Annotated in this window: 17 protein-coding genes; 14 read left to right on the top strand and 3 right to left on the bottom strand. The window is 56.0% G+C overall.

All coding sequences use genetic code 11. From position 1 onward, the window contains the following. Nucleotides 1–103: 103 nt before the first annotated feature. Nucleotides 104–1,801, bottom strand: a complete 1,698-nt coding sequence (locus Q0778_RS02845) for an alpha/beta fold hydrolase (protein ID WP_298333864.1) — start codon at nucleotides 1,799–1,801, stop codon at nucleotides 104–106. Between the two features lie 217 nt (nucleotides 1,802–2,018). Here Q0778_RS02845 and Q0778_RS02840 point away from each other — a divergent pair, with 217 nt between their 5' ends. The 6 genes from Q0778_RS02840 to Q0778_RS02815 all read left to right on the top strand — a co-directional run bounded on the left by Q0778_RS02840 (nucleotide 2,019) and on the right by Q0778_RS02815 (nucleotide 10,973). Further along, entirely contained in the window at nucleotides 2,019–4,214 is a 2,196-nt protein-coding gene (locus Q0778_RS02840) for an EAL domain-containing protein (protein ID WP_298333862.1), read from the top strand. 231 nt (nucleotides 4,215–4,445) lie between these two features. Then, entirely contained in the window at nucleotides 4,446–6,620 is a 2,175-nt protein-coding gene (locus Q0778_RS02835) for an EAL domain-containing protein (protein ID WP_298333860.1), read from the top strand. A 92-nt stretch (nucleotides 6,621–6,712) separates the two neighbouring features. Beyond that, on the top strand, nucleotides 6,713–8,530 hold the full coding sequence (lepA, locus tag Q0778_RS02830; protein ID WP_298333858.1) for a translation elongation factor 4: 1,818 nt from the start codon (nucleotides 6,713–6,715) through the stop codon (nucleotides 8,528–8,530). 659 nt (nucleotides 8,531–9,189) lie between these two features. Then, the gene (locus Q0778_RS02825) at nucleotides 9,190–9,672 is read left to right on the top strand and encodes a hypothetical protein (RefSeq protein WP_298333856.1); all 483 of its coding nucleotides are present in this window, start codon (nucleotides 9,190–9,192) and stop codon (nucleotides 9,670–9,672) included. Then, nucleotides 9,653–10,429, top strand: coding sequence for a hypothetical protein (locus Q0778_RS02820; protein WP_298333854.1), 777 nt, complete (start codon nucleotides 9,653–9,655; stop codon nucleotides 10,427–10,429). The genes Q0778_RS02825 and Q0778_RS02820 overlap by 20 nt, the downstream gene beginning before the upstream one ends. Nucleotides 10,430–10,847: 418 nt before the next feature. Continuing rightward, a complete protein-coding gene (locus Q0778_RS02815; protein ID WP_298333852.1) occupies nucleotides 10,848–10,973 on the top strand; it encodes a hypothetical protein in 126 nt (41 codons plus the stop codon). A gap of 84 nt (nucleotides 10,974–11,057) precedes the next feature. Here Q0778_RS02815 and Q0778_RS02810 read toward each other — a convergent pair whose 3' ends face one another. Then, entirely contained in the window at nucleotides 11,058–11,939 is an 882-nt protein-coding gene (locus Q0778_RS02810; protein WP_298333850.1) for a hypothetical protein, read from the bottom strand. 150 nt (nucleotides 11,940–12,089) lie between these two features. Here Q0778_RS02810 and Q0778_RS02805 point away from each other — a divergent pair, with 150 nt between their 5' ends. Both Q0778_RS02805 and Q0778_RS02800 read left to right on the top strand, forming a co-directional pair. After that, nucleotides 12,090–13,127, top strand: a complete 1,038-nt coding sequence (locus Q0778_RS02805) for a tetratricopeptide repeat protein (protein ID WP_298333848.1) — start codon at nucleotides 12,090–12,092, stop codon at nucleotides 13,125–13,127. Nucleotides 13,128–13,243: 116 nt separating this feature from the next. Beyond that, entirely contained in the window at nucleotides 13,244–14,038 is a 795-nt protein-coding gene (locus tag Q0778_RS02800) for an outer membrane protein assembly factor BamD (RefSeq protein ID WP_298333845.1), read from the top strand. A gap of 27 nt (nucleotides 14,039–14,065) precedes the next feature. Here the strand turns inward: Q0778_RS02800 and Q0778_RS02795 are convergent, their stop codons facing one another. Then, a complete protein-coding gene (locus Q0778_RS02795) occupies nucleotides 14,066–14,407 on the bottom strand; it encodes a hypothetical protein (RefSeq protein ID WP_298304659.1) in 342 nt (113 codons plus the stop codon). A gap of 586 nt (nucleotides 14,408–14,993) precedes the next feature. On the opposite strand from Q0778_RS02795, the gene Q0778_RS02790 reads away from it, so the two are divergent. The 6 genes from Q0778_RS02790 (at nucleotide 14,994) to Q0778_RS02765 (ending at nucleotide 22,346) form a co-directional block, all read left to right on the top strand. Beyond that, nucleotides 14,994–16,913 carry a histidine kinase dimerization/phosphoacceptor domain -containing protein gene (locus tag Q0778_RS02790; RefSeq protein WP_298333843.1) on the top strand — a complete coding sequence of 640 codons (1,920 nt, stop codon included), beginning with the start codon at nucleotides 14,994–14,996 and terminating at the stop codon, nucleotides 16,911–16,913. 250 nt (nucleotides 16,914–17,163) lie between these two features. Then, nucleotides 17,164–18,831, top strand: a complete 1,668-nt coding sequence (gene recN, locus Q0778_RS02785) for a DNA repair protein RecN (RefSeq protein WP_298333840.1) — start codon at nucleotides 17,164–17,166, stop codon at nucleotides 18,829–18,831. Continuing rightward, a complete protein-coding gene (locus Q0778_RS02780; protein WP_298333838.1) occupies nucleotides 18,831–19,403 on the top strand; it encodes a hypothetical protein in 573 nt (190 codons plus the stop codon). The genes recN and Q0778_RS02780 overlap by 1 nt, the downstream gene beginning before the upstream one ends. A gap of 18 nt (nucleotides 19,404–19,421) precedes the next feature. After that, nucleotides 19,422–19,790, top strand: coding sequence for a hypothetical protein (locus tag Q0778_RS02775; protein ID WP_298333836.1), 369 nt, complete (start codon nucleotides 19,422–19,424; stop codon nucleotides 19,788–19,790). Next, nucleotides 19,780–21,852 carry an NAD-dependent DNA ligase LigA gene (ligA, locus tag Q0778_RS02770; RefSeq protein ID WP_298333835.1) on the top strand — a complete coding sequence of 691 codons (2,073 nt, stop codon included), beginning with the start codon at nucleotides 19,780–19,782 and terminating at the stop codon, nucleotides 21,850–21,852. Before Q0778_RS02775 ends, ligA begins: the two co-directional genes overlap by 11 nt. Then, nucleotides 21,852–22,346 (top strand): CinA family protein, encoded by a 495-nt coding sequence (locus Q0778_RS02765; protein WP_298333833.1) that lies wholly within the window; start codon nucleotides 21,852–21,854, stop codon nucleotides 22,344–22,346. Before ligA ends, Q0778_RS02765 begins: the two co-directional genes overlap by 1 nt. Nucleotides 22,347–22,405 lie beyond the last annotated feature (59 nt).

The following is a 22,405-nucleotide window of genomic DNA, read 5'->3' as shown; positions in this document are numbered from 1 at the left end:
TTGGCAAACTAGGGTGGGAGACACGGCTCGCAGATCCCTTGCGGGCTGTGTCTCCCATAAGCCTGTTCGCACAAAATCCGGCGCGCGTTACTGGACGGGTCTATCAAACTTCTTCGACGACGTAGAGTCCCGGCGCACTTTCCATCGGTGGATAGGCTTCGCTTCCCACCGTTTCAGGTGCTGCGACTTTCTTGCCTGAGCGCTTCTGGATCCACTCAATCCAGTACGGCCACCAGCTGCCTTTAACCTCTTCGGTGCCTTGCAGCCACTCATCCGCGGTATCAGGCAATCTGCCCCTCTTCTTCTGGACGAAGTATTTGGCTTTTGGATTGGTCGGCGGGTTGAGGATCGCCTGCATATGGCCTGACTGAGAAAGGACATAGGTCACGTCTTTTGAGCCAAACAGCTGGGTCGAACGGTAGGTCGCTTTCCAAGGAGTGATGTGATCGGTGACACCGCCCAAAATGAAAAGGTCGGCGGTCACATTGCTAAGATCGACCTTGTGGCCGGCCATCTCGGTCTCACCCGGGGTTGAGAATGCAAGCGTCTCATAGAGTGTCAGGAAATCACCCATAAGGCTTGCCGAGAGGTTGGTCGCATCCGAGTTCCAGTAAAGGACATCGAATGCGGGCGGATCCATGCCAAGCAGGTAATTGTTGATCACATAGTTCCAGATGAGATCATTGGGCCTTAGCCACGCAAAACCGCGCGCCAGATCGTCCGCCTTGATGATACCTGCCTTCGATGCCCGCTTCTTGGCGATTTCGATGCCGTTTTCGCTGACAAGGGAGCCGGCTTCGATATCAGTGGGTTTCGGGTGAAGAACGCAAACCATCAAAGTCAGCGTTCCCAGCACCGGATTATTTGTTGCGGCCAGTTTGGATGCCAGCACAGACGCTGTTTGGCCTCCCGAGCACCCAGCCGAGACGTTGACTTTCTTAGATCCGGAGATCTCGGAAACCACCGCCAATGCCTCTTCGCAAGAGGAGATGTAATCGGCCATGTCCCAATGGCCCTGATCCTTGGACGGGTTGCGCCAAGAGATCACAAAGGTCTGCATCCCGTTGTCGACCTGCCACTTGATGATCGACTTCTCAGGCGAGAGGTCGTTGATATACATCTTGTTGATTTGCGGCGGAATTGTGAGCTGTGGAACCTCATACACCTTGTCGGTTGTGGGTGCATAATGGACCAGTTCGTACATCTCGGTTCGATGGATCACATTGCCTTTTGAAGTCGCGATGTTCTCACCAAGCTTGAAGGGCCGCTTGTCGACCTGGCTTACCATGCCCTTGTTGTGGACGATGTCGTTATAGGCGTTTTGCAAACCCTTGATCAGGCTGAGTCCGCCAGAATTGATAACCTGCTTTTGTGCAATCGGATTGCCGACCAGAGTGTTGGTCGGCGCGAGGCTATCGATGATGATGTTGGAGATGAAGTTGGCGCGGTTACGCTCGAGCTCATCCAGCTCAAGATCCTCAAGCCAATTGTTCATGCCCTTTTGGATTGCGAGGTAGTACTGCGCGCCGGCCCGGAAGAATGGGTTGAACTGCCATGCCGGATCCTGGAACCTTTTATCCTTTGGATGAGGTGCGAGATCGCTCTTGCCGGTTACGATTTTGACCATGTCTTCGCCCATGGTCTGTGCATGTTTCATCAGGCGCTTCGGATCCGATGCAGTTTCCCGCAAGAGCACCGCGACGGCACCGACAAAATCCTCTCGCGCGAGGCCGACCAGTGGCCCCAGCGCATTGGTGGATTGAGCAGCTTCGTTTTCGAGCGTTACCTTTGGCTCAGGCATTCAAATATCCCCTCATGATAGGCCGGAATTTCCGACCATGCATATCTGCTCTTGATGACCCGAGCGCATCGGCATTGCAAGATAGACCTGAAAAGCGGTGCCAATTCTTTTCCTGACCAAACTCCCGAGAATTGAACCGATTTGATGAGGCCAATTTAGTCTTCTTTCATCCATTTTAGCTATGTCGGTGTCGACCGAACAAGGATCAGGTAAGTAAATGAGTCGGCTTCTGTCGAAATTCTCCGGAGGGCAAGCGCTCGCATCTGCGCCAGAGCAAGGCAGTGCTATGCCATTTGACTCAAGGCGCAGTGCCGACTTGCTTGCTGGTCTTGAGGCTGCGGATCTTGGATGGTTTTGGGAATGCGATGCCAATCGCCGACTGACCTATCTTACCGGATCGGCGGTTTCATCAGTTGGTCTCGAGGGCGACGACCTAATCGGCTGTGATCTTACAGAAGTCTTCGCAACCGGCGAATCTGACGAATTCGATTCAACCTCTCGATCACTCAAGTTTCGACTAACATCGCGTAGCCCCATCTCCCGGCTCAATGTCAAAGTCCTTAAGACTGCAGAGTTGGAGACTTGGTGGGAGATCTCTGCCACTCCGCGTTTCGATTCAGAAGGCAAGTTTGAGGGCTATTACGGCACCGCTCGTGACATCACGCGCAGTCGTGCACATTCGCGCGATTCTGAACGCGCAGCGCAGTACGATTCTCTAACCGGGCTTGCCAATCGATTGCGAGTCACGCGCCAGCTTGAACAGACGCTAACATCATTCAAACAATTGAAGCGCTCCTGCGCGATCATGCTTTTCGACCTCGATCACTTCAAGAAAGTGAACGATACACTTGGCCACCCGGCCGGAGACGAACTGCTCAAGCAAGTTGCAAGCAGGATCAAGAAACTGGTTGGTGACCGCGGTGAGATTGGTCGTCTTGGCGGGGATGAGTTCCAGATCCTGCTCCCCGACATTGATGACCGCGGTGAGCTAGGTGATCTCGGAAAACGCCTCGTACAAATGATCTCTCAGCCGTACTCAATTGATGGATCTCGCGCTATCATCGGGTGTTCGATTGGTGTCGCGGTTGCGCCATATGACGGGATCGACGCAGATGAATTGGTGAAGGCGGCCGACCTTGCATTATATGCCGCAAAAGATGCCGGGCGGGGGACCTACAGATTCTACTCTAGTGAGTTGGCCCACAACGCCAATTTTCGCCAGCGCATTGAGGACGATCTGCGAGATGCGCTGGCACGGGATGAATTCCTCATCCAATATCAGCCCATAGTTGATGCCAAAACCCACAAGGTCGCCTCGCTTGAAGCATTGCTTCGTTGGCAGCACCCTGAACGAGGGCGCGTGTCCCCGGCCGAATTTGTTCCCGTGGCTGAGGAATTGGGCATTATCAACGAGATTGGCCAATGGGTGCTTGAAGAGGTGTGCACTCAGCTCAAAAGCTGCCCACCGGAAATTCGCGCAGCAATCAACGTTTCGCCAATTCAATTTGCCTCCGACGACTTTTACTCGGTCGTCGACCGCATTCTGACAAAGACTGAGGTTGATCCTGCACGAGTGGAGCTTGAGATTACGGAGAGCGTATTCGTCGGTGATCTCGAGTGTACAATAAAGCTCTTCAAGAAGCTGAAGCGTCGCGGGGTCCGTCTTTCGCTCGACGACTTTGGAACCGGCTATTCTTCGCTCAGCTATCTCCGGGATGCGCCGTTCGACAAACTCAAAATCGATCAGAGCTTTGTGCGTGGCTGTTCGGCCAAAGACAACAACAATAGCGCGCTTGTTTCAGCCATTATCAGTATGGCTAAAGCCCTAAAAATGGAGACGGTTGCCGAGGGTGTCGAGACACACGATGAGCTCGGATTGGTCACCACCCATGGTGCGACCCATCTGCAAGGCTATTTGTTTTCGAGCCCAATCTCATTTCAGGATCTACTTGCACGGTTTGACAAGAAGCAGCTCGAGTTCAAGCCGCGTGGCCCAGAAAAGTATCGCGCTGAAAGGCGAACGGAATTCCGCAAGATTGGTCTGATCCACGGCGACAGCCGCTACAATGTGGTCCTCCGCAACATCTCGAAAACCGGTGCCCGTATCGAAGGCCTGCTCGAAGTTCCTGTTGGCACTGAAGTGGTGCTTGATTTAGGCGATGGGCAATTGGCCGTCGCAACGGTCCGTCGATCCGACGGTTTCAGCCAGGGTGTTGAATTCGAAACACATCTTGTCAGTGACGGCGATAGTGGTCTGTGCACTCGACACCGTGTTTCACCTTATCAGATTGAAGCTGCTGGCAGGCCGCTCGGAGCGCTCACCAATTCAGCTGTGGCTGCTTACACCGGAGCAAAGCAATCTGCTCCCAAGGCATTTGTCCAGATCGATATTGGCGCTCAGATCAGGCATTAAGCCCCGGCTTTCGCTTGGGCCTGCGTTTCGCGCAGACGACCAATGCATGGTCAAATCTCCAAAGAATGCTGAAATCCAATGCCGAGAACTGGTTTCTCGTGCAGGACAAGGAGGGGACTGATGGTGCGCTCACCCCCCATTTTAGGGAAAAAATAACCACTGCAGTTTACTCCCCGTGAACATAGCGATCTGGATTTTCAGATATTCGCAGCAGGGAAAGGAAGTTCGCGGGTGCCCCTAAAGGGATTCTTGTCATCTATTGGCGGCGCAAACTCGCGTTCTGCGGAAAGCAAGCTCTCTGACGGACAGAAGCTAGACATGTTGCATGAGCTTGAGAGCTCAGGACTTGGTTGGTTTTGGGCGTGCGATCCTAAGGGCAACCTTACCTACTTAAGCGCCACCATTGCGGAGCGTCTTGATATCCCTCTTGAGGATTTGATTGGCCAACCGCTTTCTAGCGTGTTCGTATCTGCTGATCATGACGGGCGGACCAAGTCGCTTGCCCTTATGCTGGGTGCGCATAAGTCCTTTTCAGGCTTTGCGGTTCGTGCGGAGAAGCGTCCGGACGGTGCGGTTCTTAGACTTTCCGGTCAGCCGAGTTTCAAGGGCAGCACGTTTGAAGGCTTTCGCGGGACCGGCTGGGATATAACTGACGAATACTATCGCGAGGAAGAAACGGCGCGTCTTGCGAAGTATGACTCGCTAACGGGTCTCTCCAACCGCCATCGGATGAAGAGCATGATCGAATCAACTCTGACCGCTTTCAAGGCGGCCAAACGGAACTGCGCGTTGATGATGCTTGATCTTGATAAGTTTAAGCATGTCAATGACACCTTAGGTCATGCGGCAGGCGATGAGTTACTGAAGCAAGTCTCAGATCGCCTTAAGCGGTCAATCGAGGTTGAATGCGAGATTGGTCGTCTTGGAGGAGACGAGTTTCAGGTCCTCGTCCCTGATCTCGATGATCGCGGCGAATTGGGCGAAATCGCTCTCAAAATCATCACTATGCTCAAGCAGCCTTACACACTTGAAGAAGGTCGCTGTGTGATTGGATGCTCGGTTGGCATCGCTGTTGCGCCGCATGACGGTGTAACGATGGACGAGGTTGTGCGCTCTGCCGACCTTGCGCTGTATGCGGCCAAGAACGGTGGTCGTGGCCAATACCGCTTCTTCTCTGGCGAACTCGAGAACGAAGCGATCTTCCGCCGCCGGCTTGAAGAGAATCTTGGTGAAGCCGTGCGGAGCAAGCAGTTGTTCCTCAAGTATGAGCCCATCGTTGACGCGAGCAGCGAAGAGGTGCGTGTGCTTGAGGCACATATTTGTTGGATGCATGATCAACGAGGCGAGATCGACGAGGAAGAGTTCGCATCGATTCTCGAAGGATCAAGCCAGATCATTGACGTAGGCAGTTGGGCGATTGAGCAGGCTTGTGCCCATGCGGCTGCGTGGCCCGATTCCATTCGGGTGGCAGTGAATGTACCCGTTGCTCTCTTCGCATCAGACGGTTTTGTCGAGGCGGTGTCCAATGCGCTCACTGCGGCAGAATTGCCTGCGCGCCGGCTTGAGCTTGAAGTGAGCGAAGCGGTGTTCTTTGGCGACACTGATGCTGTAGACCGCACTCTTGGGCAGCTATTCAAGCTGGGCGTTCGGCTTACCCTTGATGAATTTGGCAGCGGTTACTCCTCACTTGCCTACCTGCGCCGAGCCCCGTTTGACTCGATTAAGATCGATGAAAACCTTGTTGCTGAGGCTGAAAAGCATGATAGCCGCGAGCTTGGACTTATCCGGGCTATCGTCGCACTGGCTGGTGCGCTGGAGATGGACACGATCGCCAATGGGATTGAGAGCACAGAGCTCTTTAGACGTCTCAAGGAGTGCGGCGTTAAACGCATGGAAGGTCCGATCTATTCCGACCCTGTCGCGCGGGATGTGGTCGAAGCTGAACTTGTCGGAGATAACTGGAAGATCGCGCCAAGCGGTGACCGCATCAAACGCTCCAAGCGTCGCACAGTCTATCGCCGTATCAATGTCATCCATCATGACCATTCCTATGAAGTGGTGTTGCGCAATCTTTCGAAGACCGGGGCACTTATCCAAGGCCTTGATGAGGTTCCCAAGGGCACGCAATTCGTGGTTGATCTTGGCGGTGGGCAATTGGCGGTCGCCACTGTCAGTCGTTCGAACGGCGACACGCAAGGCCTCGAGTTCGAGCAGTCATTGATAGATGATGGCTCCGGTGGTCTCTGCACCCGCAATCGGGTCTCTCCCTATGCGTTGGCGTCGGCAGGTGCACCGCTCGCGGCGCTTTCACCTGGCAGTTATCACAAGATGCAAGGTGGCGGCCTGGGGCTGGGAAGCGTTCCCCAGTTTAGCTACGCTCCTCAAGCTCGATTTGAAGCTGCCTGATTCTGCTCGTTCCTGGTAGATCACGTTGGGCAGTTGTGGCTTGCGATATTCGCGAATGACATAAGGCGCGAGGCTCGCTAAATGGCGGGCAAATGACTGATCTCTCCAAAATTCGCAACTTCTCGATCATTGCACATATCGACCACGGCAAGTCCACGCTGGCTGATCGGTTGATCCAATTCACCGGCGGCCTAAGCGCGCGGGAAATGTCCGAGCAAGTCCTTGATAACATGGACATTGAGAAAGAACGCGGCATCACCATCAAGGCGCAGACCGTGCGCCTCAACTACACCGCCAAAGACGGCGAAACCTATCAGCTTAACCTGATGGACACCCCCGGCCACGTCGACTTCGCTTACGAAGTTTCACGCAGCCTTGCCGCATGCGAAGGCGCGCTGCTGGTCGTAGACGCCGCCCAAGGGGTCGAGGCGCAAACCCTTGCCAATGTCTACCAATCGATCGAGCACGACCACGAAATCGTCTCTGTCATCAACAAGGTTGACCTTCCCGCAGCCGAACCAGAGCGCGTGCAGGAGGAGATCGAAGAGGTCATCGGCCTCGACGCATCGGACGCTGTCATGACGTCAGCGAAGACCGGCATCGGCATCGAAGACGTGCTCGAGGCAGTCGTTGCCAAAATCCCGCCTCCACAAGGGGAACGCGACGCAGCCCTCAAAGCCAGCCTCGTCGACAGTTGGTATGACCCCTACCTCGGCGTCGTCATCCTCGTGCGAGTCATCGAAGGCGTCCTGACCAAGGGCCAACAGATCAAATTCATGCAAGGCGGCACACAGCACCTTGTCGACCGCGTCGGTTGTATGCGTCCGAAAATCGAGCAATTGCCTGAACTCGGCCCCGGCGAAATCGGCTTTATCACCGCGCAGATCAAAGAGGTCGAACAGGCCCGCGTGGGTGACACCATCACCACCGTCAAAAACGGCGCGACCGAAGCGCTTCCCGGATACAAAGACGTGCAGCCCGTGGTCTTCTGCGGCCTCTTCCCCGTGGACGCCGCCGACTTTGAAAAACTGCGCGAAAGCATCGCCAAACTGCGCCTTAATGACGCCTCCTTCTCGTTTGAGATGGAATCGAGCGCCGCCTTGGGCTTTGGCTTCCGCTGCGGGTTCTTGGGCCTCCTGCATTTGGAGATCATCCAGGAACGCCTCAGCCGCGAATACGACCTCGACCTTATCACCACCGCGCCATCCGTGGTTTACCGCCTGCAACTCAGCAAGTCGAAGACCGAGGATGCGAAGGAGATCATGCTCCACAACCCGGCCGATTGGCCCGATGTGAACCGCATCGCCATGATTGAGGAGCCGTGGATCAAGGCGGTGATTTACACCCCCGACGAATATCTCGGCTCTATCCTCAAGCTGTGTCAGGACCGGCGCGGTATCCAGACCGATCTCACATACGTGGGCGGGCGCGCGCAGGTCACATATGAGCTGCCTTTGAACGAGGTGGTGTTTGATTTCTACGACCGGCTCAAGTCTATCAGCCGTGGCTATGCCAGTTTTGATTACGAGCAAATCGGCCTTCGCGAAGGCGACCTTGTGAAGATGAACATTCTGGTGAACGCAGAGCCCGTGGATGCGCTGTCATTGATCGTTCACTCCGGCGTCGCAGAAGAGCGCGGCCGCGGCATGTGCGAGCGTCTAAAAGACCTGATCCCGCGCCATTTGTTCAAGATCCCCGTGCAAGCAGCCATAGGCGGCAAAATCATCGCCCGCGAGACGATTGCGGCAATGCGCAAAGACGTGACCGCCAAGTGCTACGGCGGTGACATCAGCCGTAAGAAGAAGCTCTTGGAAAAGCAGAAAAAGGGCAAGGCCAAAATGAGAGAATACGGAAACGTTTCGATCCCTCAGGAAGCTTTCATCGCTGCACTACGTATGGGTGAAGAGTAGCTCTCATTTTGATGCGCGAGCGCCGAAGGCGGCCTGTCCCCGCGAAGGCGGGGAGGAATGTGAGCATTCCGCAGGAAGCGTTTATTGCGGCGCTGAGGATGGGGGAGGAGTAACCTTCTCCCCTCCCGCTTGCGGGAGGGGCAGCGAGACTTAGCCCGCACCAGCGGGCTCTAGTCGCAGCGGGGTGGGCGCGTATGCCACTACCTTGCAGACCCACCCTTAACCCCTCCCGCTAGCGGGAGGGGGACCAATTGAGCGCAAACCCGTTCATCCTGAGCTTGTCGAAGGATGCTCCCAGCGCGGCGCACGGAGCGCTTGCGCCAGCAATCGTGGAACTGCGGGTGGCGGTTTTGCGCCCTCATCCAAGACGCGGGTACCCGCGAATTCGGCACCCCAAAGCGGACATTGTTTATTGATGTTGCGCCGCCGACGACGAGAAGCGAAACCTGTAGATCTTTGACAGAGATTTGTGGGGTAAAGCGATGGCTCAATCGGAACAGGTTTGCTGTTCGAGCTGGAGGATGAGATCGAGGACAGCATGTCGAATGGAAAAAATCAGTATTGTTAAGAGAATCTAGTAAGTTCTTGTCATCGGAAAATAATGGAGCAATACACGGACTCCGAAGCAGGGCGCTATATCAACTCATGGGACAATCTTTATGATAAGTAACTTCGACGAGGTGAAGAAGCAACTTTCAGAGCTTTCTGAGGTCATCAACAAGTTCAAGTCTGAGGCAGTCCAGTTACGGATTGTGGAGATCGTTCTGGGCGATGGGGCTGAACACGGCTCGGCTGATGACGCCCAAAACGATGCAAGCAAACCGGCACCCAAACCTGGTCGTCGAAAAGCTACGCGGAGCAAGGCCACGCTCAAGGCCAAAGTTGATAGCGCAGAAGCAAAAACCAGTAAGAACACACGAAGCAGCGGCAAGGGCGCAGTAGCGACAGTTTCCGAATTGGTTGATAACGGCTTCTTCGAAAAGCCAAAAACCATCAACGACATAGTGTCGCATTGCGAGGAAAAGCTAGCTCGTCGGTTTAAATCAAATGAGTTTTCGGGGAAGCTGGGGCGCCTAACTCGTGAGGGTATCCTAGATCGCACGAAGAATGGCGACGGACAGTATGAGTACACCCAAACTTAAGTCGCCGCTCGATGCGGCTCTAGCCAACGTCGATAGCACTTTTCGTGGTCGGATCATCAAGCAGTTTTTGGCGCTGAAGACGGCTCTGGCTGCCGGGAACGATAAAGCTGTTGGGATAGAGGCCGGCCATGTTTGTGAGACAGTGCTGAGACTGTTGCAGCAGGAGGTACACGGTAATCATACAGGTTTTGGCAAGAAAGTTGGCAACTTTGGCGACGAGTGCCGTCGTCTTGTGACCAGCAACAATGGCGCGGTGAATGAATCACTGCGCTTAGTGATCCCCCGCGCGCTCATTTACGTTTACACGATGCGCAACAAACGGGGGATCGGTCATGTAGGCGGAGATGTTGACGCCAATCGAATTGACGCGGTTACTATCGCTCAATCCTGCGATTGGGTTATCTGTGAGTTGATCCGTTGCTTTCACGGCCTCTCTCTCGAAGAAGCTCAGGATTTGGTAGACGGACTCACTATTCGAAGCGTCCCCGAGGTTTGGGAAGTCGGAGGTAAGAAACGGATTTTGAAGAAGGGCTTGCCGTTCAAAGACCAAGTGCTCTTACTTTGCTATCAAGCCCCCAATTCGACAATCTTGAGCGAGGATCTGTTCGATTGGGTTGAGTACTCGAACTTTTCCGTGTTCAAAAAGAAGGTCCTATTAGAACTCCATAAAGATCGGCTTATCGAGTATGACCAGAGCGCGGACTGTGTAACGATCTCGCCACTTGGAGCAAAGGAAGTTCAAGATAGAGTGCTATAGAGCCGTCGAAGAGACAGAATTTTTTTGTCTGTTTGTCAGCCTCGCTTGCCCTCTAACCTGACATTCCACTTTCGGCCCAAGTTTCGCTCGAACGCCTAATTGCACCACATCCTTCGGCCACTCACCCTTCTTGTGCGGCGGTTCACTTCAAGCCCGATTCCGCTCAGCTAGCCCTACTCCACAACTCAATTGCTCAAGCTGTGACTGTGCGCTATCGCTTGTCGTGCAGCGGGCAAACTCCCACTGTGAGGCGTCGTAACCTCGTATCACGTACGCCGGTCGAACCAGCTTCGGCCGGGTGGCCGTCACGTATGTCCAAGGTCCGCCTAAAGGTGGCGGCGCTCCGACGTACGTGCGGGGTTACGAACACCCGGCTTTTCGGCCCGGTCCAGCCTCTTGAAACAAGGAGGCGAGGTCAATGGACAGATCCAGCGAAAAGGAAGAGCAAAGGGGATCGACCGTTTGGTTGGAACTGGAGGCGTGGCTGATCGGCGTGGCGGTATATGCGCCGGCGTTGCTCTGGCTATGGAGCTGGGTGCTTTGAGAGTGTTTTTTGGCCTTGGGCGCCGAAGTCCTTGCTGACGCTGGCCCTTCGGGCCGTCTTCGACTCCCCGCAAGCGCTTGGGGATCAGTCGGTTTCCCGCTCATTCCACCCATCATCCTTAAGCCCATGCACCGTCTTCCTCGGGCTTGGCGTTGGGGGCTTCACAAACTCCACCGGTCCTTCGTAATTCACCGTCTCGCGCGGGCCTTCGTAGTGGCGGCGGCGCATGGCTTCATCGGCCTCCAAGCGCTCGAAGTCGCGGTTGCGTAAGGTCTCGAACGCCTTCCAAGCCTTGCGGGTTTCTTCGGAGAATTGCTCCCATTCGCGCATCCGCCTGCGCTCGACCTCTTCCCGAATGCCCGCGACCTTCGCGTCGATGCTGTCGCGGATCGCTTGAATAGAGACTTGATCGCGGGATGCCGCCAGCTTTGCCTTTTCTTGGGCCTCCCACTTCTTGCGCCATTTCTTTTTAAGGCGGCGCTTTTCCATTTTGCCGACCGCATTCAGGCCTTTTAGGTCTCCGCCGCCTTTGGTGACAGCATTGCCAAAGCGCTCTGGCGCGCGGTTGCGGAGCATGAACATGAGCAATCGGTCGTTGACCTTTTTGCGCACGCCAACAAGCTCGCCATAGGAATAGACCGGCTCGTCCACGCCATTGAGCGCGCGGTCCATGGCAACGTCCTCCAGCCTCTGAACCCCAAGGTCGAGCGCCTTGCGCCACGCCTCGCGAAAGCTCTCAGCACCCTTTTGGCGGCGCAGGTAATAGGCGCCGACCGTGCTCATATCGACGACTTTGCACGCGGCGGCGACCGAGCCGGTGTCGGCGAGCGCTTCGATAAAGGCCTGCTGGCGCTCATCGGTCCAGCCATCGTGGCGTTTGCACTCACGCGGGACGGGCGTGAAGGAGGGGAGCTGGCCGCGTGGGACAAGCTGGCGCGAGGTGCGGGGATCGGCGCGGCGGGTCATGCGGGCGGTCCAAGCACAAAAGGCCCCAGTAGGAAAACTAGTAGGAAAACTAGTCAGAAAATCAGTAGGAAAACTGGTGTGCGGGGGAGGGGGGGTGAAGCGGGAGAGCTTTTAGCAAAACCTTAGGGGGCTGTGCGCTATGGGCCGAGCATGGAAAAGCTGCGTTCTCCCTTGCTCTCAGGCGCATTTGCGGCGGCACTCGCGGTCTCGCTTGGGGCGTGTGAGATGCTGAGCACGTCCTCGACCTATGAGGATGCGCAGAGGGCGTTTGATGCGGGGCAGTACCGGATTGCCAATGCGCATTTGGCGGATGTTCTCTCGCGCGGGGATGCCGATGAGCGGGTGCGGCGATTGCAGCTCGAGTTGATGCTCAAGCTGGGCGATGGCAACCGGGCGATGGCTGCACTCAATCAATTGCCTGAGGAGGCTTTGGGCGGGGCGGAGCGCAGGGTTGCACTGGCTCATGCGCAGATATTGCAGGGTAATCCTCGCAGGACGGCGGAATTGTATGACCGGTTGGCGCCCGAGGGCCTCTCCGAGCAGGATTTGCGGATGCTCTTGTGGGCACTTGCGGAACTGGGTGAGGACACCGCGTTTGAGGCGCGGATGGGGTTTGCGCTCTCACGCTTTCCTGACAGCCCCTATCTCAACGCTCTGGCGGCTGACCAGCTCTATGATTTGGGGCGACCGCGCGAGGCGGACAGCTTTGCGCAAGCCGCACTCGTCAATGGACCGGACACGGTGGAGGCGCGTCTTGTGGCGGGCCGCAGAGCGATCTTTGATGGCCAGTTGGAAAAAGCGATCGAGCACTACACCAAGGCCAATGAGATCAACCCCGCGAACCCATTGCCGCTCGCCAATGTCGCGGGGCTCCATCTGGATCTGGGGCAGGTTGAGGAAGCGGGCAGGGTGCTCACAATCGCTCAGCAGAACCACGGCGGCTATCCGTTCCTGCAATGGCAAGTCGCGCGTCACAGGCTGGCGGTTGGTGATGCGCAAGCTGCGCGGGCGGCCAAGGATCAGGCTGAGCGCCAATTCGCAGACAACCCAGAGTTCATTCTGCTGTCCGCCGAAATTGAGGCAGCCTTGGGCAACAATCGGCTTGCCCTGGACAATTATCGCCGGTTTGTTCGCGAGGCTGGTGAAGTGCCCGAGATCATGCGAAAAATCGCTGAACTTGAAAGCTGATCGGGCAATAGCCGTGGTCTCAAGCAGCACATATTTCAGAAAAGCGTCACCAAGCGGCGCAAAAGCCCAATAACTTCACTTGGCGTTCACTTTGTCGCTGGTTATATCGCGCGCCTATGAAACGCTCCATTAGCTCGAAAATCACCCGCGCAGGCCTTCTTGGTGCTGTGATCGCCACCACCGCAGCATGTGGGGGAGGCTCGGCCAATGAAGACGTCGCCTATGTCGCACGCGATGTGGAGACGCTTTATGCAGAGGCGGCGAGGCGTCTTGACACTGGCAACACGCAGGTTGCAGCGGCCCTTTTCGACGAGGTTGAGCGTCAGCACCCCTATTCGCCATGGGCACGCCGCGCGCAGTTGATGAGCGCTTTCAGCTATTACATCGCGCGCGATTACAATAAGTCGATCTCGAACGCGCAGCGCTTCCTGTCTATCCACCCGGGTAACAAGGATGCGCCTTACGCCTATTATCTGATCGCGCTTTGCTATTACGAGCAGATCTCGGACGTGAACCGTGACCAGTCGATTACCGAGCAAGCGCAAACCGCGCTGCGCGAAGTCAATCGCCGCTTCCCACAAACGGAATACGCTGCTGACGCGCGCTTGAAGCTTGACCTTGTGGCCGATCACTTGGCCGGCAAAGAAATGGAGATCGGTCGCTTTTATCAGCGCTCTGGCCGCTGGCTCGCTGCGCAATTGCGGTTCCGCAATGTGGTCGACGATTTCCAAACAACGAGCCATACGCCCGAAGCACTCTACCGTTTGACGGAAAGCAGCCTCGCGCTTGGTATCCGCGACGAAGCGGTGAAATACACGGCGGTCCTAGGAGCGAACTATCCCGGCACCGAATGGTATGAGAAGGCCTTCGAACTGGTGGGCGAACACGCGAGCGACGTGACACCCAGCTGAGGAAACCCAGTCTCCTGCTGATCTTAATTAGATACCGTAGCGCTCAATCAAATAGGCAAGCACAGCGTTACGGCGATTGTCTTTGATATCAAAGCGACCAGCGCGCACGGCTCGAGCGACTTCTCGCGCTGTTTCACGATTGAGGTTGTTATGGTATTCGCAGCTCTTGCAGGTGATGTGTCGGCGCACTTGTGTGCGGCCCCGAGTGATCAAGCGACGCTCATTTGAGATGTTGCTGTTGGTGCCTCGCATGGTTTCCTTGCCCCATCCGAAGTCAGTGCCACCGCGAGGCCGTGTACCAGAACCAAAAGCCGTAGTAGAACTGGCAAGCAACGCCAACAATGTGGCAGAGATCAACGCTTTCTTCATCAGTTCTCATCCCCTCCATACGAATAAGACTTCGCACTCTCGCGCCCGGAACTTTTGCAGACGAGATTGCCCATACCTGAAATTCGATAACGGTGGAAGAATGATTTGATCGCATGCAACGTCCCTGCGCGACCGAATGTCTGCTACGGGCCGGGTGCGGACTGTCAGGATCAAATTGACCGGCAAGCAAAAACGGACCGGCAGGTGACGACCCAAACGCAGTCGGAATCTCAGCAAAGGAAGTACTTCCGAGTAACCGGCGAAACCGGACTTTGCTTCCTACCTCTTTTTGATTTAGCCTGGTTGTCGAGCACATCAATTTTTCACGAGCAATTCCCCGCAAAACGTAGCGTGTCTCGTCAATAATCTTCAAAAAATCCAGTCTAGATGCTCCACCAAGCGTAAGTTCGAACAGCCGCGACAACCCAGAATTGCCAGATCGTCTTGCCACTTTTCGATGGAACTAAATTGTGGCCCTGGGCGTTAATGCCTCAATGCCGAGCTTCGAGAAAGTTCAACGACAACGTATCCGCGTCGAGTATTGATCGGACGGGGCGTCGCATTGTCACAGGAGGATTGCTTGACGATGATCGGCATGCGTATCGCAATTGTGCTATTTCTAATCATCACGATGCCAAATGCGCCCTTAGCAGCGCAGCAGTCGAGCGCCTCGCAATCATCGCTGATAGCTGGTGAAGCCTTCGATCAAGATGAAATGTGGGATGCCATCAATGCCGATCCGGCTTTGGGCCGCTCGAAGGCGATGGCTTTTCTTGAAGCGAACGACCCTCCGTTGTCACTAGATAACAGAAGACGTGCGCTCAACATCATAGGTGTGAGCTTTGCTATGCAGGGCCGAATGGATGAAGCGCTTGTCTACGCGCATCAGGCTCTGGATATGGCGGTTGAGCAAGATGATTTTCTTTCTGCGTCGCGGGGCTGGACCAATATCGGGGCAATGGAACAGGCGCGGGGCGAGTTGGCGGCGGCGGTTGAGGCCTATGGGTATGCCGTGGAGTTATCCAAACAGGCTGATAAGGAGGCTGTCGCTCACGATCACACTTTGACCAGCTTCGGTAGCTTGCTGCTCGAGTTCGGGCGGCCTAGCGAAGCGATTGAGTTACTGGAAGAGGCGCGCCCCGTTCTTTTGGCTGACGAAAGGACCACGGATAGGGCGAGCGGCTTTTTGCCACTCGCTCGGGCATATCGAAAGGTCGGTCGATTCAGCGAAGCCGAATCTTTGCTTGAGGAGATCCGCGGCTTTCTCGATCTCGAGGAGAGCGCAGAGCTTACAGCTACATTACACTGTGAAGAAGCTCAGCTTTCATTGGTAACAGAGAAACCTATGCAAGCGCGTTCTGCGGCCCAAAGATGCCTTAGAGTGGCCCAGAACTCGAACCTGCTTTTGCCCGAGGTCGATGCACTAACGGTGCTTGGAATAGCAGCCGAGTTCACGGGCGATATTGAAAAAGCAAAAGCCAATCTCGCGCTGGCTATGTCAGCTTTGGATAAAGCGGAAAGCGCGTTATCTTCCGGCGACGACGCGACACCCTCGATTCTTGAGAGACGTTTACAGGCCAATCGACTTGCATCGGACATCGCAGTCCGCGAAGGGCGGCTTAGCGACGCTCTGGAAAACTTCAGATTACGTATCGCTTATGACGAAACACTGGATGGTATCGCCGCAAAGGCAGGGAGTGCGCTCGATACCTTCCGTTATCGCCAAGAGCTCGATACACTAAACATGCAACTCTTGAAGACAGAGGCAGAGGCATTGCAATCACGCAATGCGCAGCAGCAGCAACTCATCTTTGGTGCCTTGGCACTGGCTGTCTTGCTGGCACTATTGGCATGGGTCCTGTTCCGAAGTGATCGCGCAGAGCGAAGGCTTAATGCAGCCTTGCATCTATCGCTCGACAGGCAGCGCTTGCTGAATGCGGATATTCAGCATCGCGTGAAAAACAACTTGCAGTTGCTCTTATCTTTGCTGAACTTGCAGTCGCGAAGCGCTCCTAGCGAAAGCGCAACCGTTATGAAGAGCATGAAGAACCGCGTTCTTTCAATGGCCGCGGTGTATAACAATCTCTACGCGGATGGAGAAACCGACGTCGAGGCAACCGTGAGCGCTCAGAGCATGCTCACAGAACTAATTGGCCAGATTGCAGACACCTATGGCGCAGCGGACCGGGTCGGTTTGATAGCGATCGAGGATGTTCAGTTCGACAAAGCAACTGCTTCGCCGCTTGGCTTACTTGTTGCCGAATTGACCGCCAACGTATTCAAGCACACACAGGGTAGCTTCGACCTGTCGCTCAAGGCAATGGATGAGGATCAGTTCGTCCTCACGGTAATCGACCAAGGAGAGCATTTCTCTGTCGGCACCAATTTCAAGAGTGGAGGTGGACTTGATATCGTCAACGAGCTTGCGTTGCAGATCGGGGGTACGCTGGAGCATCAAGCCGTGTCGCCGATTGGCAACAAATGGACTTTGGAGTTCTCCGCCTAGGCGACACCGGTGACCTCAGGCGATGAGGTGAAGTGGCGGAGTGAGCTGACCGAATTCCTGGGTGCCAACGCCACTCACTCCACGGCTTGAATCTCTAATGCGTCGTGTCCGCTGTCACCCGCAGAAGTGGACTCTCACGCTAAGCTCTGCAGCGTTGACAGCGGACTCTTCGAATAACCAACCAAAGCTGTTCGTTTTCGGGTGAACCCTGCGTGACGAGGCGTGCGGATTGCGTTAGACCGCTTTCGCAATGCTAACCCGGCTTTCCATCCGCAATATTGTTCTCATCGAAGCGCTTGATCTCGATTTTCGGCGCGGGCTTGGCGTTCTCACTGGGGAGACCGGCGCGGGTAAGTCGATCCTGCTCGATGCGCTTGGCCTTGTGCTGGGTGACCGGGCAGAAACGGCGCTCGTGCGCGGCGGAGAGCCAAAAGCCAGCGTGTCAGCCAGCTTTGAATTTGCGCAGATGCCCCGCGCAATTGTGGCTGCTTTGGATGATGCGGACATCGAGATTGAGCCTGGCGAGCCTCTGATAATTCGCCGACAGGTGAAAGCTGATGGAGGCTCCAAGGCCTTTATCAATGACCAACCGACGAGCGTTAGCTTGCTGCGCGATCTTGCTGCGTCCTTGGTCGAGCTGCATGGTCAACATGATGATCGGGGCCTCGTGAACCCGCGAGGTCACTTGGCTCTGCTTGATCGGTTCACAGGTGTTGATCTGGATGTGCTGGATCGCCGTTGGAAAGCCTGGACCAAGGCCGAGGCCCAATTGTCCGAAGCGCGAGACGCAGTCGAACAAGTGCGCGCAGACCAAGACCTCTTGATAGCGCATTTGGCTGAACTCACCACGCTCGAACCACAAGCGGGAGAGGAGAGTCGCCTCGCGGAGGCGCGTTCTGATATGCAGAAAGGCGAGAAGCTTTCAGGTGACCTTGAGGAGTTGCGGCACCTTTGGGAGGGCTCGGACTCACCGCTTGCGAATTTGCGTGTGGCCGCGCGTAAGCTCGATAGGATTGCGGACCAGCATCCCCTTTTGACTGAGGCGCTGGCGTCGCTTGATCGCGCCGTTATTGAAGCGGGAGAAGCGGAGGAGAAGCTGGAATCGGCGGCACTCGCGCTTGTCCATGATCCGCAGGCGCTCGATGCGGCGGAAACGCGCCTGTTTGAACTGCGCGCTTTGGCTCGTAAGCACCGTTGCGAAGTGGATGCATTGCCCGAACTCATGCGTGAGATGCGGGCGCGGCTCGATGCGATTGAAGGCGGTGAAGCACAATTGGACGCGCTTGAGGCGGGTGCGGTCGAAGCGCGTGAAGCCTATGTAAAGACAGCCGAGAAGGTGCATGAACAGCGGGTTAAAGCTGCGAAGAAGCTCGACAAGGCGGTGGCTGGCGAATTGGCTCCGCTTAAGCTCGATGCGGCACGGTTCAAGACTGCAATCAGCACATTGCCCGAGGATCGCTGGGGTGCCAGCGGAATGGATGGGGTCGAGTTTCTGATCTCCACCAATCCGGGATCGGACTTCGCGTCGCTCACCAAAATCGCTTCGGGCGGCGAGCTCTCACGCTTTATTCTGGCGCTCAAAGTGGCGCTCGCAGAAAGGGGCGGGGCGGCCACAATTATCTTTGATGAGATCGATCGTGGCGTGGGCGGAGCGGTTGCTAGCGCAATCGGTGAGCGTCTGGCGCGTCTTGCTGCAGAAGAGGGACAACTGCTTGCCGTCACGCATTCGCCGCAAGTCGCCGCCCGAGGATCGCAGCATTACCTCATCGCCAAATCGTCCAATGGCACAGTCACCAAGACCGGGGTTGTTGAGTTGGACATTGCAGGCAGGCAAGAAGAGATCGCCCGCATGCTCTCTGGTGCTGAGATTACGTCAGAAGCACGCGCGCAGGCGGATCGACTGCTGGAGGACGTATAATGGAAATACTTGGCGGAATTCTCGCTGGTCTGGTGCTCATGGCGCTTTTGGCAGGTGTTGGCATCGCGGCGCTGGTCGCTCTGGCCTTTATGGTTGCGCTTCATTTCCTGACTGAGATGAGTTTTCGCAAAGTCTTTCTTATCTCGTCCGGCATTGGACTGCTTGCGCCGATCTTTCTCGGCTTGGCAATTTCCGGAGCCATCGCAGACGGGTCGCTTGAACGTGATCTGCGCAGCGAGATGGGCGAATTCATTCAATTGCCCGAAGACGCAGGCGAGAGATGGGCAGAGGCACTGCCGAAGCTGCGCGAAATCGGAGAGGCAAGTGAACGCGGAGAGCTATCCGAAGACGAAGCTGAGGCGCGTGTCCGCGAGATTCTTGGAGAGTTTGAAGATCTTCAAATCGGCATCGACATAAACGGCGATGGCGTCGTGATCGGTGGAAACGGCGATAGTGAGGACGAAGATGCCGCCGATCCAGATGCCGCCGATCCAGATGCCAACGCTTCGGACACGGGTGTGCCGCTCGAATTGCCGGAACCCGTCGAGGCGCAAAACGGATCTGAGCAATAGGCCTTAGTAGGGGCTTCTATGGGGACTGATCGACCACAGATTGAATATGGCCTTTCCGCCAAACTTTGGATTGCCGCCGCTGTCGTCCTGTCCTTCGGTGGCACCATGTTCGGCTTTGCGGGCCTTCTTATGTGGAGCTTTCGTGCAGCGGAAGTCATGCTTCCCAATGCCCGCATGACTTCTGACTGGCTTACCTCGCTGTTTCCCTACGCAACGCTTTTGAACCTTGGCCTGATGGCGACGATTACCGTGCTCGGCGTGCTCAACATCCTTATCGTCGTTCGTGCCCGGGAATTTCTCGCTGGCGGGTGGAAGCGTTGGATGATCCAGTCCATGGTGAGCGTGATTGCTGCCATTATCTTTCTGAATGCTACAAATGTCTCTTGATCTCAAAGAAATGACTGAAGCTGATGCCGCCAATGAGCTTATGCGCTTGGCGCGCCAGATCGCGCATCATGACAAGCTCTATCACGCCGAAGATTCGCCCGAGATTACTGATCCGGAGTACGACGCTCTTGTTCGCCGCAATCGCGAGCTGGAGGAGGCATTTCCCCATCTAATCCGTGACGACAGTCCTTCCAAAAAGGTCGGGCATCAGATTGCAGCGTCGCCTCTGTCCAAGGTTACCCATGAAGTTCGCATGATGAGCCTCGACAATGGCTTTAATCGAGAAGAAGTCGAAGACTGGGTCGCGCGGGTGAGACGTTATCTTAACCTGGGCGAGAGCGTTCCTGTCGCGATTACGGCTGAGGATAAGATTGACGGCCTCTCCTGTTCGCTACGCTATGAAAAGGGCAGGCTTGTGCGGGCCGCCACGCGCGGGGATGGCCAGGTAGGCGAGGATGTGACGCCCAATGCCCGGCATATTTCTGACATTCCGCAAGAATTGCCAGTAGGCGTGCCGGATATCTTCGAAGTGCGCGGCGAGGTCTATATGTCGCGCGCCGACTTTGCGGCTCTTAACGCTGCGCAAGAAGAGGCGGGGGGCAAGCTTTTCGCCAACCCGCGCAATGCGGCGGCGGGGTCCTTTCGACAGAAGGATGCCTCAGTCACCGCTAAGCGCCCGCTTAAATTCTGGGCGTATGGCTGGGGTGCGGCTTCGGAATTGCCGTGTGATACCCAAAGCGAGATGATGCGGATGATCGAAAGCTGGGGCTTCCCGCTTTCGCCATTCCTGACGCGCACTGAAACGGTCGATAAGATGATCGCGCATTACGAGAAGATCGGGGGGCAGCGGCCTGACCTCGGCTATGAGATCGACGGCGTGGTCTACAAGGTCGACCGGCTCGATTATCAACAACGGCTCGGCTTTGTGGCGAAGGCTCCGCGCTGGGCGCTGGCGCACAAGTTCCCGGCGGAGCGTGCGGAAACCACACTCGAAGCCATAGATACTCAAGTGGGTCGTACCGGCAAGCTCACTCCTGTTGGCAGGCTTGCCCCCGTCTTGGTTGGTGGTGTCACAGTCACCAATGTGACCTTGCATAACCGCGATGAGATTGAGCGGCTTGGCGTTCGTCCGGGAGACCGAGTGATGATCCAGCGCGCCGGTGATGTCATCCCGCAGGTGGTCGAGAACCTAACCCGTGAAATGGACCGCGAAGCTTTCGATTTTCCCAACGTCTGCCCGGAGTGCCAGAGTGAGGCGGTCGCCGAAGAAGGCGAAGTCGATGTCCGTTGCACCGGCGGCCTTATCTGTCCGGCGCAGCGTACCCAAAGGCTTGAGCACTTTGTCAGCCGCAAGGCTCTCGACATTGATGGGTTTGGGTCCAAGACCATCGCGCAATTCTTTGACAAAGGCTGGCTGGAAAGCCCGGCGGATATCTTTCGCCTGAAGGAGAGGCGCGAGGAGATTCTGGCGCTTGAGGGGTGGCAGGATAAGTCTGTCGATAACCTGTTGGAAGCTGTGGAGAACCGTCGCGCGCCGGATGCGGCGCGGCTGCTGTTTGGCCTTGGCATTCGCCACGTCGGCGAGGTGACGGCGCGAGACTTGCTCAAATACGTTCACCAGTTGCCGACTCTAAGGACCATCGCTGAAAGAGCGCGCGCAGGGGACGAAGATGCGGCCGGTGAGCTCACCGCAATTGACGGCATCGGCCCAAGCGTGATCGGGGCATTGGGCGACTTCTTCCACGAACCACACAATGTTGAAGTGTGGGAAGATTTGCTCTCACAAGTTGCCCCGCCGCGATACGAAGTCGAAACGGTCGAAAGCCGGGTGGCTGGTAAAACCATTGTCTTTACCGGCAAGCTTGAAACGATGAGTCGCGATGAAGCGAAAGCGCAGGCAGAGCGTTTGGGGGCAAAGGCGGCAGGATCGGTAAGTGCAAAGACCGATCTTCTGGTTGCGGGTCCTGGCGCGGGGTCCAAGCTCAAAAAGGCTCAAGATCTTGGCATCGAGACAATGGATGAAGCTGGCTGGGCCGCCATTGTTGCCGAGGCTGAGGGGTGATGGACGTCCTTCGCGAGTTTCACCCGCAAGCTGCGCGGATCGCGGAAAGCTTACGTGCTCGTGGCGAGAAAGTGGCGGTCGCCGATGGAGCGACTGGGGGCCTGATCATGGCGAGCCTCCTAACGGTGCCTGGCGCGCTCAATTTCTTTGTCGGTGGAGGCGTGGTCTATTCCTTCCGGGTGCGCGATGTCCTGTTTGCCCAACCGCGAGAGGTGTACAAGGGCATTCGCGGTCCTTGCCCTGAGTATGCGTTGATTCAAGCACGCTCGATCCGCGACAATATGCAGGCCGATTGGGGGCTTGCCGAAAGCGGATCGGTCGGTGGATCAAAGCACCCAGGAGGCGCACCTTCCGGCCTGAGTGTTGTGGCCATTGCTGGGCCTGATGGGTTTGAAGCGTACACTGCATTGGAAACTGAGAGTGATGATCGCATCGCGAACATGTACGCTTTCACTCTCAATGCGCTAAATTTCCTCGAAAAGACGGTGGCTTAGAAATTTTCTTCAGCGAGTTGTCGAATCCGCCTTGTCTCGTTCGTCATCCTGTCAGAGCC

Source organism: uncultured Erythrobacter sp. (assembly GCF_947502395.1).
Classification (GTDB): Bacteria; Pseudomonadota; Alphaproteobacteria; order Sphingomonadales; family Sphingomonadaceae; genus Erythrobacter.
This window is presented reverse-complemented; position numbering and strand designations above follow the sequence as displayed.

Coding starts and splice junctions, on each gene's coding strand:
- Q0778_RS02775 (WP_298333836.1), top strand. CDS start 19,422: ATGGGGACTGATCGACCACAGATTGAATATGGCCTTTCCGCCAAACTT.
- Q0778_RS02780 (WP_298333838.1), top strand. CDS start 18,831: ATGGAAATACTTGGCGGAATTCTCGCTGGTCTGGTGCTCATGGCGCTT.
- Q0778_RS02820 (WP_298333854.1), top strand. CDS start 9,653: ATGAGTACACCCAAACTTAAGTCGCCGCTCGATGCGGCTCTAGCCAAC.
- Q0778_RS02800 (WP_298333845.1), top strand. CDS start 13,244: ATGAAACGCTCCATTAGCTCGAAAATCACCCGCGCAGGCCTTCTTGGT.
- lepA (WP_298333858.1), top strand. CDS start 6,713: ATGACTGATCTCTCCAAAATTCGCAACTTCTCGATCATTGCACATATC.
- recN (WP_298333840.1), top strand. CDS start 17,164: ATGCTAACCCGGCTTTCCATCCGCAATATTGTTCTCATCGAAGCGCTT.
- Q0778_RS02840 (WP_298333862.1), top strand. CDS start 2,019: ATGAGTCGGCTTCTGTCGAAATTCTCCGGAGGGCAAGCGCTCGCATCT.
- Q0778_RS02795 (WP_298304659.1), bottom strand. CDS start 14,407: ATGAAGAAAGCGTTGATCTCTGCCACATTGTTGGCGTTGCTTGCCAGT.
- Q0778_RS02805 (WP_298333848.1), top strand. CDS start 12,090: ATGGAAAAGCTGCGTTCTCCCTTGCTCTCAGGCGCATTTGCGGCGGCA.
- Q0778_RS02790 (WP_298333843.1), top strand. CDS start 14,994: ATGATCGGCATGCGTATCGCAATTGTGCTATTTCTAATCATCACGATG.
- ligA (WP_298333835.1), top strand. CDS start 19,780: ATGTCTCTTGATCTCAAAGAAATGACTGAAGCTGATGCCGCCAATGAG.
- Q0778_RS02815 (WP_298333852.1), top strand. CDS start 10,848: ATGGACAGATCCAGCGAAAAGGAAGAGCAAAGGGGATCGACCGTTTGG.
- Q0778_RS02765 (WP_298333833.1), top strand. CDS start 21,852: ATGGACGTCCTTCGCGAGTTTCACCCGCAAGCTGCGCGGATCGCGGAA.
- Q0778_RS02845 (WP_298333864.1), bottom strand. CDS start 1,801: ATGCCTGAGCCAAAGGTAACGCTCGAAAACGAAGCTGCTCAATCCACC.
- Q0778_RS02810 (WP_298333850.1), bottom strand. CDS start 11,939: ATGACCCGCCGCGCCGATCCCCGCACCTCGCGCCAGCTTGTCCCACGC.
- Q0778_RS02825 (WP_298333856.1), top strand. CDS start 9,190: ATGATAAGTAACTTCGACGAGGTGAAGAAGCAACTTTCAGAGCTTTCT.